We start from the raw sequence: 12,149 nt of genomic DNA, 5'->3' as shown, positions 1-12,149 counted from the left end.
GCCATCGTGGTGCGCGAGAACATCGTGCGGCACGTGGAGATGGGGAAGGACCACTTCCGGGCGGCGCACGACGGCACCGACGAGATCGGGCTGGCGGTGGCGGCCACCACCTTCTCCATCGTCTGCGTGTTCGTTCCCATCGCCTTCATGGGCGGGCTGGCGGAGCAGTGGTTCGCGCCGTTCGCGCTCACGATCGCCTGTTCGGTGCTGGTGTCGCTGTTCGTGTCGTTTTCGCTGGACCCCATGCTGTCGGCGTACTGGCCGGACCCGCACCGCGAAGAGCACCAGAAGTGGTGGATCACGCGCATGCTGGACCGCTTCAACGCCTGGTTTGACCGCCGCGCCAACGACTACCGCCACGTGGTGGCGTGGGCGCTGGACCACGCGCTGGCCATGATCATCATCGCCATCGGCACCTTCGTGGGCGCGCTGGTGGTGCCGGCCAAGGGGATGTGGGCCTTTCTGGCGGTGATGCTGGTGGTGCTTGCCGCGGTGATGGTGCTGACCTTTGCGCGGCTGCCGCGGGGCTTCACGGGCGTGGCCACCCGCGCGGTGATCGCCATCGTCTCGGTGATCGGGATGGGCGCGGCCATCGGCGCGGCGCCGGAAGGGGCCAAGCTGGGCTTTGAGTTCTTTCCCAAGGACGACCAGTCGGAGTTCCAGGTGGAGATCGACACGCCGCCGGGAAGCAGCCTGGACTACACGCGCCTCAAGAGTGAAGAAGTGGCCGCCATGGCGCGCCGCATTCCCGAGGTGCGCTACACCTACACCACGGTGGGCGGCCGCGGCGGCTCGGTGGACGAGGGGCGCGTCTTCGTTCGCCTGCAGCCCAAGGCGGAGCGCGAGCGCGGGCAGGAAGAAATCGCCAGCGAGCTTCGCGAGCAGGCCAAGGCCATCGGCGGCGCCACGGCGGCGCTGGGCACGGGCAACTTTGGCGGCACCAAGCAGATCATGATTCAGCTGCAGGGCCCCGACATCGCCGTGCTCAACCGCATCGCCGAGCAGATCCAGGGGCACGTGCGGCAGGTGCCGGGCGCCGTGGACGTGTCGCTGAGCACCAAGGGGCAGAAGCCGGAGCTTTCGGTGGACGTGAACCGCGGCCTGGCCGGAGCGCTGGGGGTGACGGCCGGGCAGATCGCCCAGGCGCTGCGCCCCGCCTTCGCGGGCGTGGACGCGGGCGACTGGGTGGACCCGTCGGGCGAAACGCGCGACGTGTACATCCGCTTCAGCGAAGAGGCGCGCCAGCGCACGGCGGACCTGGAGCGCGTTCCGCTGGTGCTGGCCGGGCCCACCGGTCCGGTGACGGTGCCGCTGGGGCAGGTGGCTACCATCAGCCGCGAGCTGGGGCCCGCGCAGATCGACCACCTGGACCGCGAGCGGGTGATCAACGTGGAGGCCAACACCCAGGACCGCCCGCTGAGCGAGGTGGTGGGCGACATTCAGACGCGCATTCAGAGCGTGCCGCTGCCGGTGGGCTACGAGCTCAGCTTTGGCGGCGACACCGAGGACCAGACCGAGGTGTTCGGGCGCATCATGTTCGCGCTGGGCGTGGCGGTGATGCTGATGTACCTGATCCTGGTGGTGCAGTTCGGCAGCTTCCTGGACCCGCTGGCCATTCTGCTCTCGCTCCCGCTGTCGCTGGTGGGGGTGGTGCTGGGGCTCAAGATCGCGGGGAGCACGCTGAACCTCATGAGCATGATCGGCATCATCATGCTGATGGGAATCGTGGCCAAGAACGCCATTCTGCTCATCGACTTCGCCAAGTGGAGCAAGGAGAGCGGAATGAGCACGCGCGACGCGCTCATCGAGGCCGGCGCCATTCGCCTGCGTCCCATTCTGATGACCACGTTCGCGCTGATCGCCGGCATGCTTCCCGTGGCGCTGGGCCGCGGCGAGGGCGCGCAGTTCCGCGCCCCCATGGGCATCGCCATCATCGGCGGCGTCATCACCAGCACCCTGCTGACGCTGCTGGTGATCCCCACCGTGTGGGAGCTGCTGGACGAGATGCGGGCCAAGGTGTTCCACCTGTTCGGCCGCACCCCGCCGTCGGGGCACGGCGGGGGCGGGGGGCACGGCCATGGCGGCCACGCGCCGCAGCAGGTGCCGCACGAGCCGCGGCGGGTGGCCGCGCCGGACCGCGAGCCGGCGCTCCAGGGAGACTGACCCATGTGCACCGCCGCGTGCGCCCCCATCATGGAGCGCGCGCGGCGGGGCCGGGAATGCATCCGGCGGGGCGATGAATCCCGTATACGGTTCAGGGAAGCGGGTTTACGTTCCCGGACGGGAACCGCCGCGGGTGAACGGAGTGGCGACAGCGGGGTAGTATCGCGTCTTCCCCGGTGGGAGGCACGCGACCGGACCCGGAACACCGGGCCGGCGCTTCTTTCTTCTTGAGGTTGCATGCAGACGACGCGCGAGCAGCCCGCCCCGGCGGGCAGCCCCGTTATACGCCCCGCGGGCCGCCCGGCGCGGGCCCCGCTCAGCTGGGTGGAGCGCCGGCTGGCCGCCGCGGGGCGCGCGGCCGAGCGCACGCTGGAGCACGCGGGCGGAATGGCGACGCTGTTCTGGCGCACCATGGTGTACCTGTTCACCGGCCGCATTCCGCTCAGCGAAGTGGCCACGCAGGTGTACTGGATGGGGATCGGCTCCATCCCCATCGTGCTGGTGACGGGCGGGCTGGCCGGGGTGGTGACCTCGCAGCAGGGCGGCTACCAGTTCACCGGCAACGTGCCGCTCTACTACCTGGGGAGCGTGGTGACCAGCTCCATCATCCTGGAGCTGGGCCCGGTGCTCACGGCGGTGGTGCTCATCGGCCGGGTGGGGGCGCGCATCACGGCCGAGCTGGGCACCATGCGGGTTTCCGAGCAGATCGACGCGCTGTACTCGCTGGGGCGCGACCCGGTGCGCACGCTGGTGGCGCCGCGCATCGTGGCGGGGATCATCTCGGTCCCCATTCTGGTGGCCATCGCCAACGGCGTGGGGCTGCTGACGGGGATGATGGCGGCGCAGTTCACCCTGGGGCTGGGGCGCGAGTCGTTCTTCTACGGCGCGGGGCTGTTCTGGCACGACTGGGACATGTTCTACTCGCTGGCCAAGGCGGTCAGCTTCGGCTTCATCATTCCGCTGGTGGCCAGCCACATGGGGCTGGCGACGCGCGGCGGCGCCGAGGGCGTGGGCAAGTACACCACCGCCAGCGTGGTGACCATGACGCTGGGCGTCCTGATTCTGGACGCGATGTTCCCGCCGCTGCTGCTGAACTAGGAGGCGCCGCGTGAACGACGTGATGGTGGAGTACATCGACCTGTACAAGGCCTTTGACCAGCCGGTGCTGGCGGGGGTGAACCTGACGGTGGGGCGCGGCGAGACGATCTCCGTGGTGGGGCACAGCGGCACGGGCAAGAGCGTGCTGCTCAAGAACACCATCGGGCTCATCATTCCCGACAGCGGCGACGTGGTCATCGACGGGCAGTCGGTGGTGCGCGCCGACCGGCGGCAGCTGGCCGCCATCCGCAAGAAGGTGGGCTACGTGTTCCAGAACGCCGCGCTGTTCGACAGCATGTCGGTGTTCGAGAACGTGGCGCAGGGGCTGAGCGACGAGGAGCAGAAGGAGATCGGCGGCAAGGCGCTGCTGGCTACCGTGGCCGAGTCGCTGGAGATGGTGAACCTCACCCCGCGCAAGGTGCTGAGCAAGCTGCCGTCGGAGCTGTCGGGCGGCATGCGCAAGCGGGTGGGGATCGCGCGGGCCATCGTGGGCCGCCCCGAGATCCTGCTGTACGACGAGCCGGTGACGGGGCTGGACCCGGTGAACGGCACGGTGGTGCACCGGCTGATCGACCAGCTGGGCACCGACCTGGGGGTCACCAGCATCATCGTGACCCACGACATCGAGGGCACGCTCCCCATCAGCGACCGCGTGGCCATGCTGGACCACGGCCGCATCCGCTTCGTGGGGACGGCCGACGAATTCCGAAACAGTTCCGACGCGCTGGTCCGGGCCTTCCTGGAGCGCGACGTTCCCGATACCGACGATCTGCTGGAGCCCGTATGATTCAGCGTGCCGACGGCAAGGCGCCCACCGCGCCGGCCAACCGACTTTCTCAGGAGGACCTGCGGGCCATGGCTCCCATCCGCGCCCCGCGCCGCGAAATTCACGTGGGCCTGTTCGTGGTCCTGGGCCTGCTCGCCGTGCTGACCGCGCTGTTCGCGCTCACCGACCCGGGCACCTTCCGCGGCCGGTACCACGTGTACACCATGGTCAAGGACGCCGGCGGCATCCGCAAGGGCGACCCGGTGCGCATGAAGGGGGTGAACATCGGGCGCATCCGCGACTTCGAGATCCAGGCCAACGGCGTGCGCGTGGCCATGGAGATGGAAAAGGAGTTCACGGTTCCCGCCGACAGCAAGATCAGCATCGTGAGCGGCGGGCTGCTGCAGAGCATGGTGGCGGTGGTGGAGCCGGGAACCAGTGCGCAGCGGGTGGCGGACGGTGCGGTGCTCCCCAACGTGGAGCAGGAGACGCTTTCGCAGTCGGCCGAGCAGATCGCCGCCAATGGCGACAGCGTGCTCATCCGCGCGCAGCGGCTGCTGAACGACAAGACTATCGACGCGGTGGGCGGAAGCGCGCAGGACATGCAGGCGCTGCTGCGGCAGCTCACCGTCCTGGCGGCGGAGCAGCGCATTCAGCTGGCGCAGCTCACCACCAGCCTGACGGCGTCGGCCAGGGGCTTCGAGGCCAGTGCCACGCGCCCGGAACTGGCCCGCGCCATCGCGCGCACCGACAGCATGACGATTCGCCTGGACGCGGCGTCGGCGTCGCTGCAGTCGGCGGGGCAGTCGCTGGCCAGCCTTACGGCGCGCATCGACCGCGGCGAGGGCACGCTGGGCAAGCTGACGCAGGACGACCAGCTGTACCAGAACCTGAACAACGCGGTCAACAGCCTCAACGAGCTGACGGCCGACATCAAGGCCAACCCGCGCCGCTACATCAACGTGCGCGTGTTCTGATCCGCGGGGTCGGGGCCGGGACGACGACGAAGGGCGGGCCCGGAGCGATCCGGGCCCGCTTTGTCGTATTCGGAGGAGGATTCCGCGGGGAGGGATCCGGGCCCAGGCTCTCCTGAGCGGATGAATCCGGCTCCCGGCCTGGTTGAGCGACTGAAGTCGCCGCAACCACGGCTGAAAGCCTTACGATACTGCCGTGAGGCTGGCTCCTGCGTGGGCCACAGGTCGACGCCGAACGCCGGGCCTCGAACTGCGGTTTCCCTTTCTCCCCCGACAGCGGGGCGAGGGCCGGGGAGAGGGGGCCTCTCCGCATGCACCGGCACCGTCCGAGGCGCACTCGACCGCCGTTCTCCCCTCCGTGCGTCCGTTTGCACGGGGAGGGGCGGGGGAGGGGCCTGCGCGAAGCGCGAGCCCGATGCTCTCCGCAGCGACCAATCCCTCACTGCGGCGAGCGGTAAGCGCGGCACTTGCACGTGAGCCGCGGCAGCCATTCCACCTGACCGACGTGAACCAGGGCACATGACCGCGAAGGCACAATTCCCGGCGGAGGCCGGCGCGGACGGCGCGTTCGTCCGCCAGCCGTACAACATCCGCGGCCGCATCACCGCCGACGGCTCGTCCGGCTACCCCGCAGAGGCGGGCCGCTATCACCTGTACGTCTGCTACGCCTGCCCGTGGGCGCATCGGTCCGTCATCGTGCGCGGGCTGCTGGGGCTGGAAGGCGTCATCAGCATGTCGGCCGTGGACCCCATTCGCGACGAGCGGGGCTGGGCCTTTCGCGAAGGCCCGGGGCACGGCCCGGATCCCGTGAACGGATTCCACTTTCTTTCCGAGGCGTACCTGGCCACCGATCCCACGTTCACGGGGCGGTTCACGGTGCCCTGCCTGTGGGACCGGGTCACGGGGCGGCTGGTGACCAACAACTATCCCGACATCACCCTCGATATGGAAACGGAGTTCGTCGCCTTTCACAAGCCGGGCGCGCCGGACCTGTACCCCATGCACCTGCGCGGCGAGATCGACGAAATCAACGACATCGTGTACCGCGACGTGAACAACGGCGTGTACCGCGCCGGGTTCGCCACCGCGCAGGAGGCGTACGAAGGCGCGGTGGACACGCTGTTCGCGCGGCTGGACTGGCTGGAGGAACGCCTGTCCCGCCAGCGGTACCTGGTCGGCCGGCAGCTTACGGAAGCCGACATCCGCCTGTTCACCACCCTGGTGCGCTTCGACATGGTGTACGTGGGCCACTTCAAGTGCAACGTGCGCAGGCTGGTGGACTATCCCCACCTCTGGGGGTACGCCCGCGACCTGTACCAGCGCCCCGGCTTTGGCGAAACGGTGAACGAGGACCACATCAAGCGCCACTACTACATGACGCACGACCAGATCAACCCCACGCGCATCGTGCCGCGCGGCCCCGTGATCGACTGGATGCAGCCGCACGATCGGGAGCGCCTGGGCTGATGGACACCCACGGAATCCGCCTGCGCGACGCCACTCCGCAGGACCGCCCCGCCGTCCACCGCTGCACGCTGGCGGCGTACGAGCAGTATGCGCAGACCATGGGCGAGGGCTGGCAGTCCCTGCGCGGCGCCCTGCTGGCCGCGCTGGCGGGCGACGATCCCGCGGTGCAGCGCATCGTGGCGGAGCGGGACGGCGAGGTGCTGGGCAGCGTGATGCTGTATCCCCCCGCCGTGAGCGCCTACGGCGACCTGTCGGGCGCGGTGCAGTGGCCGGAGCTGCGGCTGCTGGCCGTGGCGGACGCGGCGCGCGGGCTGGGCGTGGGGCGCGCCCTGGTGCAGGAGTGCATCCGCCGCGCGCGGGCCGGCGGCGCCACGCACCTGGGGCTGCACACCAACGAGGCGATGACGGTGGCGGTGGGGCTGTACGAGCGGATGGGCTTTGTGCGCGACCCGGAGCACGACTTCGTGGCGCCCACCGGCGAACGGATCGCCGCGTACCTCCTTTCGCTCGGCGCACCGGACGCATAGCGGCGGCCGGGCGGGGCGGAGCGAACGCACAATCTTGTCTGGTTCCGGGAGATGTCATATCCTGCGTCGTCCTCGCGGTCCCCCTTTCTCCCGGAGACTCGTCCATGCCCGCGAATCCGCAGAAGGTCGCCCTGTACTGCCAGGGAACGTTCGACATCGCCAACCCCACGCAGGAGCAGTGGACCACCATGGAGCAGGCCGCCGCCGACATCGCGGCGTCCGGCTTCGGCACCGTGCTGCTGGGCCAGTGGCACGTCCACGAGGACGGCACCATCTACTACAACGACGCGCCCATCGACGGCGTGCTGGATACGCTGCAGACCATCGTTCCCGCGCTCAAGGCACAGGGGAACGTGCAGACGGTGCTCATCTCCTTCGGCCCGTTCTGGAAGGACTTCGACGGCATCCAGAACAACCTGGAAACGTTCAAAGCCGCCATGGCGAGCGCCGCCGCCACGGTGGGCGCGGACGGGTTCGACTGGGACCTGGAAGAAGTCTACGATCCGTACGGCAAGCTCCTGGTGGAGCTCACGCAGTGGGCCAACGGGCTGGGGCTCATGGTGACTGCGGCGCCGTACCAGGACTCCGGCTTCTGGCAGGGCGTGCTGCAGCAGACCAACGGCGGGAATGCGGCCGGGTTCGCGTGGTGGAACCTGCAGCTGTACGGCGGCGCCACCTATTCCGACTGGCCGTCCGTGGTGCAGGGAACCGTGCCCAACCCGCAGGCGTTCATCGTTCCCGGGTACAAGCTGGACGACACCAGCCCGCAGGACATGCAGGCGCAGCTCGCGGTGACGCAGACGCAGTTCCCCCAGCTGGAGGGCGCGTTCATCTGGCGCTACGAAGACATCGCGCGGCTGGGGTACACCACGGCGCAGTGCGCGCAGGCCATCTTTACCGGGCTGGGCGGCGCCCGGCGCGGCGGCGCGCGGGAGATCCAGGTCCACGTCTGACGGCGGACGGCCTCCCAAACGCTGACCGGGGCGCGGAGAAGCCCGCCTCTGGCACCGGCCTCCGCCGAGCCCCATCCTTCTCTGGAAAGAAACAGGAATGCGGCGGGCCGATGCTCCGGCCCGCCGCTTTTTTGTGGAACGCGGACGATCGCCGTCAGGCGCTGGTGCAGTCGTACGGGTCCGTCGCGGTCGGCGAGGTGGGGGCCACGCCGTCGCGCCGCGTCCCCACCTTCTGTTCCAGCGCGATCCCCGTGTAGTACGCCTTGAGGATCTGGTCGTAGGTGCGCCCGGTGCGCGCCATTCCCACGGCGCCGGTCTGCGCCAGCCCCGCGCCGTGCCCGTTGCCGCCGCCGTACACGGCGTACCCGGTCAGCGCGCCCGACGCGTCCGTCAGCCGCTCCACCACGAACAGGGTGCTCGGCAGTAGCGTGGGCACGCCGGAGCCGTTGATGTACGCCAGCGAGGACCGGATCGCCGTCTTGTTGTCCACGAACGTCCCCGCGTCCGTCACATACTCGATCTGCGTGACGCGCCCGGTGGCGGAGCGGGCGAGGATGTTGATGGCGTTCACCTTGCCCACCGGGCGGTTGGCAAAGTCGCCGATCACGCAGCTCATCTGCGCACTGGTCCAGCGGTAGTTCCAGCGATGGTAGCTGTGGAACCCTCCGTACGCCCCCGTCCACGACGGGTTGCGCAGGTCCGCCAGCAGCGCCGGGGTGCCGGACAGCTCCTGCCCGGCGGGCGCGTCCCACACGCCGCGCAGGTACGGCACCGTGCCGCTGAACACGTCCTCGCTGTTGGAGGTGCGCCCGCCGCTGGTGGCGTAGAACAGCGCGTCGATCAGGGCGCCGTTGTAGGTGGCCACGATGCCGGCCGTGGCGTTCACCGCGCTGGTGGAGGTGGGGTGCTCGGCCGCAAAGCCGCCGTACACCTGGTCGGCGACGGTGGCGCCCATGTCGTAGCCGTTGTTCCAGTGCTTGCCCAGGTTGGCGTGGGCGTACGTCCGCGCCGCCACTGCCTGCGCCTTCTGCGCCTCGGCCTCCGGGTACGTCGCGGGCCCCAGTTCGCGCGGCACCACGCCGTACAGGTACTCCTCCATGGGCAGTTCGTTGATGCCGGCCAGCGTACCCGCCGCGTTGCGCGCCACTTCCGCCGTGCCGCGGTACGTGGCCGTGCCGATGATCACCTGCCCGGTGGAGGGACGGACCACCGGCGGAGCGGCGGACAGCACCTGCGCCCCGGTGGAGCGGGTGAGGACGTAGCGGGGGAGGTCCTGCGGAAGGGTGACCGTCTTCCAGATCGCGGCGGAGGTGGCCTGGCCGGCGGCGATCACCCGGTCCTTGTAGACGCGCTCCGCGGCGGTGTCGATGGGGAGCGGCCGTTCGCCCACGTACACGCGCCAGCAGTTGGCGGTGGCAACGAACTCGGCGGCGCTGGGGAACCCGGCCGCGATTCCGTTCGCGATGCGCTGGTCGCGGTCCGCGGTGCTGGAGGTGCAGACGACCTGAAGGCGGCGGCTGGTGACAGAAACCGAGACGGTGTCCCACGTCACGGTGAGCATCTCGTTCGCCGCGCCGGAAAGGAGAAGGGTGTTGGTGCCCTTCTCGCGGACCTCGTACGCGCCGTTGGCGCCCACCCGCACCGAAGCGGCCGCCGGCACCACGCCGATGCGGATGCGCCCGGCGTACGGCTCCACCGCCGTGCTGGGACCGCCGGTGGCGGGGGTGGATGCGGGCGTGGTGGGAAGCTGGTCGGCGCACCCGGCCGCCGCGGCAAGGACGGCGAGCAGGGTGATCCGGATTCTTGTCGAGCGCATTGCGGAGTCCAGGGAAGGGGAGAGAGCACCGTCCGGGGAAGTACGATACACGATCCGCAGAATCCGTGCACCTCCCGCCATCTCTTGGACATACAGGCGGCACCTCTGCGCTTCGCCCGCACCAGCGGCCCCGTGTGGATGCGGTGTGAGTGGCGGAGTCCGGGGCGGCCCTCACCCGGGCTCGCACGCCTCGCCCACCCTCCCCCAAAAGGGACTGGGGGAGGGTTGATGGTGCGGATGGTTCGGTGTGGAGCGGCGGGGGTTGGGGTGGCGGATGGTGTGCTGAGCGAGTGAACTCGCCGCAACAACGGCTGAAAGCCTCACGATACTGCCGTGAGGCTCCACCGGCGCGGGCGATGGAGACGGCGCAGGGACCACCTCCTGAGCGGATGAATCCGCCGCTCTGAAAAAGGGTAAGCCCCGACTCGTGGCCTCTGGCGCGTCCACGCTCGGGGCTTCAACCGCACAGGCGATCCCATGATGGATTCCAAGTCCCCCCTCTCCGTGCGGCAGTTTGCACGGGGAGGGGCGGGGGAGGGGCCTGCGGCGCCTGCGGACGCGCACTGAACTCCGCCCCGGCGCCGAACGGCTCCCCCTCTCCCGCGGAGCGGGTGGAGGGGGTTGGGGGGAGGGGGCCTCCTTCGGCCGCACCGGCACTGTCCGGACCGCACCCCTGCGGGGCCCCGGCCCGTATCGGCGTTTCCGTTGCACCGAACGGCTCCCTCTCTCCCGCTTCCATCATCTCCCGATTAACCCGGTACTCGTTCCGGCGCACGCGGCGGGTTATCTTGGTGCGCATCATGACCATGGACCCGCGCACACGCCCATGACGGACGCCACCACCGGCCCCATTCCGCCGTCGATCGACAAGATCCTGCGCCGCTTCGCCACGCTCACCCCCGACATGACGCGGCAGGCGCTCGTGCAGTACGCCAACAAGCTGCCACCGCTGCCCGAGCGCTTTCAGGGGCTGGACGCGGCCCAGTACCGCGTGCACGAGTGCCAGACCCCCGTGGCCATCTTTCCCGAAGTGGTGGAGGGAAAGATGTACTACCACGCCGACGTGCCCCGGGAGAGCGCCGCCATCCGCGCCCTGCTGGCCATGATCTTCGACGCCGTGAACGGGCAGCCGCCGGAAACGGTCCTCGCCATTCCGCAGGACTTCGTGCGGCGGGTGATGGGGAGCATTGGCCTGAGCGCCCGCGAAGCCGGGCTTACGGCCATGGTGGAGCGGCTGAAGCGCGCCGCCCGGGCCGCCGCGGAGTAGCGGAGCACAATCAGCGGTTTCCCTCTTGCGCAGGCGTGGCGGGGCGATTCTTTTTCCCCGGTGGCGGAGGGACTTCCCTGCCGCCGAACGAACAGGACCAGGAAACTGACGATGGCGTACGTGTTCGGGGGCCGGCGCGGGCCGGCCGCTCTGCTGCTGGCGATGGCGCTTCTGGCCGGGTGCAAGCCCGGTGCAGAAGGCGGGTACAACCGCGTCTCGTGGCGCGGAGACCCCAAGATGCCGGCGACGGCCTTTCCGGATCCGCCTCCGGTGGTGCCCGGCTCCACGGCGGCGGGGGGCGGCGCGCAGAAGATCGTGGCCAAGAACCTGCCTTCCGGCGTCACGCAGGCCATGGTGGACGCCGGCCAGACCAGCTTTGGCACGGTGTGCGCGAGCTGCCACGGGCAGAACGGCACCGGCAGCCCGGCGGCGCCCAAGCTGGCCGACAACCAGTGGATCCACATCTCGGGGCAGTTTCCTGAGATCGTGAACATCATCAACGTCGGCGTGGCGCAGCCCAAGGAGCACCCCGCGCCCATGCCGCCCAAGGGCGGCGGCAACTTCAACGACGAGCAGGTGCGTGAACTGGCGGCGTACGTGTACGCCCTCAGCCATCAGGGGGGAGCATGAGCAACCGCGACAACGAGACGTTCGACACGGTCCGGGCGCGCCACCAGGACTGGCACGAGGCCAACAAGCGCCCCCGCTCGCGCTCGGCGCTGGCCAACGCGCGCATTCCCGAGCTGAGCGACGCGGCCGAAAAGGCCGCCGGCACGGCGGTGGGCGTGGGCAGCGTTCTTCTGCTGTTCGCGCTGGCCATCGTCTGCATCGCGGCCGCGCGCAGCTGGTTCGCCATCGACCGCTCCGGCGCGGGGCTGGGCTACAGCATCGCCGCGTTCTTTCTGCTGCTGGCCAGCATCGGCGGCACGCTGGCGATCGCCAACCACCTGTTCAAGGTCATCCCCGGCGAGGCTCCGCACCACCACTGAGCCGCGCGGATTGGTTGATTGAAAGCGCCGGCCGGGACTTGTTCCCGGCCGGCGCTTTCTTTCGTACCGGCCATCTCGCCACGGTTCGTGAGACTCGGCTGCGATCCGCTCGCGCTCGCGGCAATAACC

General features: G+C 69.7%; 11 protein-coding genes. 10 read left to right on the top strand and 1 reads right to left on the bottom strand.

Annotation, left to right across the window (positions count from 1 at the left end):
• The 7 genes from VF665_RS25735 to VF665_RS25705 form a co-directional block, all read left to right on the top strand.
• Positions 1 to 2,163, top strand: a 2,163-nt coding sequence (locus tag VF665_RS25735; RefSeq protein ID WP_331056365.1) for an efflux RND transporter permease subunit, incomplete at its 5' end; no start/stop codon positions are given.
• 237 nt (positions 2,164 to 2,400) lie between these two features.
• Positions 2,401 to 3,261, top strand: a complete 861-nt coding sequence (locus VF665_RS25730; RefSeq protein WP_331056364.1) for an ABC transporter permease — start codon at positions 2,401 to 2,403, stop codon at positions 3,259 to 3,261.
• A 10-nt stretch (positions 3,262 to 3,271) separates the two neighbouring features.
• Complete coding sequence (locus VF665_RS25725; RefSeq protein WP_331056363.1) at positions 3,272 to 4,048, top strand: ABC transporter ATP-binding protein; 777 nt, start codon at positions 3,272 to 3,274, stop codon at positions 4,046 to 4,048.
• Positions 4,045 to 5,004, top strand: a complete 960-nt coding sequence (locus VF665_RS25720; RefSeq protein WP_331056362.1) for an MlaD family protein — start codon at positions 4,045 to 4,047, stop codon at positions 5,002 to 5,004. The genes VF665_RS25725 and VF665_RS25720 overlap by 4 nt, the downstream gene beginning before the upstream one ends.
• A 516-nt stretch (positions 5,005 to 5,520) precedes the next feature.
• Positions 5,521 to 6,468, top strand: a complete 948-nt coding sequence (locus tag VF665_RS25715; protein ID WP_331056361.1) for a glutathione S-transferase family protein — start codon at positions 5,521 to 5,523, stop codon at positions 6,466 to 6,468.
• Positions 6,468 to 6,995 (top strand): GNAT family N-acetyltransferase, encoded by a 528-nt coding sequence (locus tag VF665_RS25710; RefSeq protein WP_331056360.1) that lies wholly within the window; start codon positions 6,468 to 6,470, stop codon positions 6,993 to 6,995. Before VF665_RS25715 ends, VF665_RS25710 begins: the two co-directional genes overlap by 1 nt.
• Positions 6,996 to 7,099: 104 nt before the next feature.
• Positions 7,100 to 7,948: a hypothetical protein gene (locus tag VF665_RS25705; RefSeq protein ID WP_331056359.1), complete on the top strand. Its 849-nt coding sequence runs from the start codon at positions 7,100 to 7,102 to the stop codon at positions 7,946 to 7,948.
• 154 nt (positions 7,949 to 8,102) lie between these two features.
• Here the strand turns inward: VF665_RS25705 and VF665_RS25700 are convergent, their stop codons facing one another.
• Positions 8,103 to 9,764, bottom strand: a complete 1,662-nt coding sequence (locus VF665_RS25700; protein ID WP_331056358.1) for a SpoIID/LytB domain-containing protein — start codon at positions 9,762 to 9,764, stop codon at positions 8,103 to 8,105.
• Between the two features lie 826 nt (positions 9,765 to 10,590).
• Here VF665_RS25700 and VF665_RS25695 point away from each other — a divergent pair.
• From VF665_RS25695 to VF665_RS25685, 3 genes are all read left to right on the top strand, one after another.
• A complete protein-coding gene (locus VF665_RS25695; protein WP_331056357.1) occupies positions 10,591 to 11,031 on the top strand; it encodes a SufE family protein in 441 nt (146 codons plus the stop codon).
• A 111-nt stretch (positions 11,032 to 11,142) separates the two neighbouring features.
• Positions 11,143 to 11,661 carry a cytochrome c gene (locus tag VF665_RS25690; protein WP_331056356.1) on the top strand — a complete coding sequence of 173 codons (519 nt, stop codon included), beginning with the start codon at positions 11,143 to 11,145 and terminating at the stop codon, positions 11,659 to 11,661.
• Positions 11,658 to 12,020: a hypothetical protein gene (locus VF665_RS25685; protein ID WP_331056355.1), complete on the top strand. Its 363-nt coding sequence runs from the start codon at positions 11,658 to 11,660 to the stop codon at positions 12,018 to 12,020. The genes VF665_RS25690 and VF665_RS25685 overlap by 4 nt, the downstream gene beginning before the upstream one ends.
• The last annotated feature ends 129 nt before the right edge of the window (positions 12,021 to 12,149 follow it).

Source organism: Longimicrobium sp., from assembly GCF_036387355.1.
Classification (GTDB): Bacteria; Gemmatimonadota; Gemmatimonadetes; order Longimicrobiales; family Longimicrobiaceae; genus Longimicrobium.
Note: the sequence above shows the minus strand (reverse complement) of the source record. Positions and strands in the feature narration are given on the sequence as shown.

What these genes read in the sequence shown, in the direction of transcription:
- VF665_RS25730 (WP_331056364.1), top strand. Translation starts at nt 2,401, where the DNA reads ATGCAGACGACGCGCGAGCAGCCCGCCCCGGCGGGCAGCCCCGTTATA.
- VF665_RS25720 (WP_331056362.1), top strand. Translation starts at nt 4,045, where the DNA reads ATGATTCAGCGTGCCGACGGCAAGGCGCCCACCGCGCCGGCCAACCGA.
- VF665_RS25715 (WP_331056361.1), top strand. Translation starts at nt 5,521, where the DNA reads ATGACCGCGAAGGCACAATTCCCGGCGGAGGCCGGCGCGGACGGCGCG.
- VF665_RS25710 (WP_331056360.1), top strand. Translation starts at nt 6,468, where the DNA reads ATGGACACCCACGGAATCCGCCTGCGCGACGCCACTCCGCAGGACCGC.
- VF665_RS25705 (WP_331056359.1), top strand. Translation starts at nt 7,100, where the DNA reads ATGCCCGCGAATCCGCAGAAGGTCGCCCTGTACTGCCAGGGAACGTTC.
- VF665_RS25700 (WP_331056358.1), bottom strand. Translation starts at nt 9,764, where the DNA reads ATGCGCTCGACAAGAATCCGGATCACCCTGCTCGCCGTCCTTGCCGCG.
- VF665_RS25695 (WP_331056357.1), top strand. Translation starts at nt 10,591, where the DNA reads ATGACGGACGCCACCACCGGCCCCATTCCGCCGTCGATCGACAAGATC.
- VF665_RS25690 (WP_331056356.1), top strand. Translation starts at nt 11,143, where the DNA reads ATGGCGTACGTGTTCGGGGGCCGGCGCGGGCCGGCCGCTCTGCTGCTG.
- VF665_RS25685 (WP_331056355.1), top strand. Translation starts at nt 11,658, where the DNA reads ATGAGCAACCGCGACAACGAGACGTTCGACACGGTCCGGGCGCGCCAC.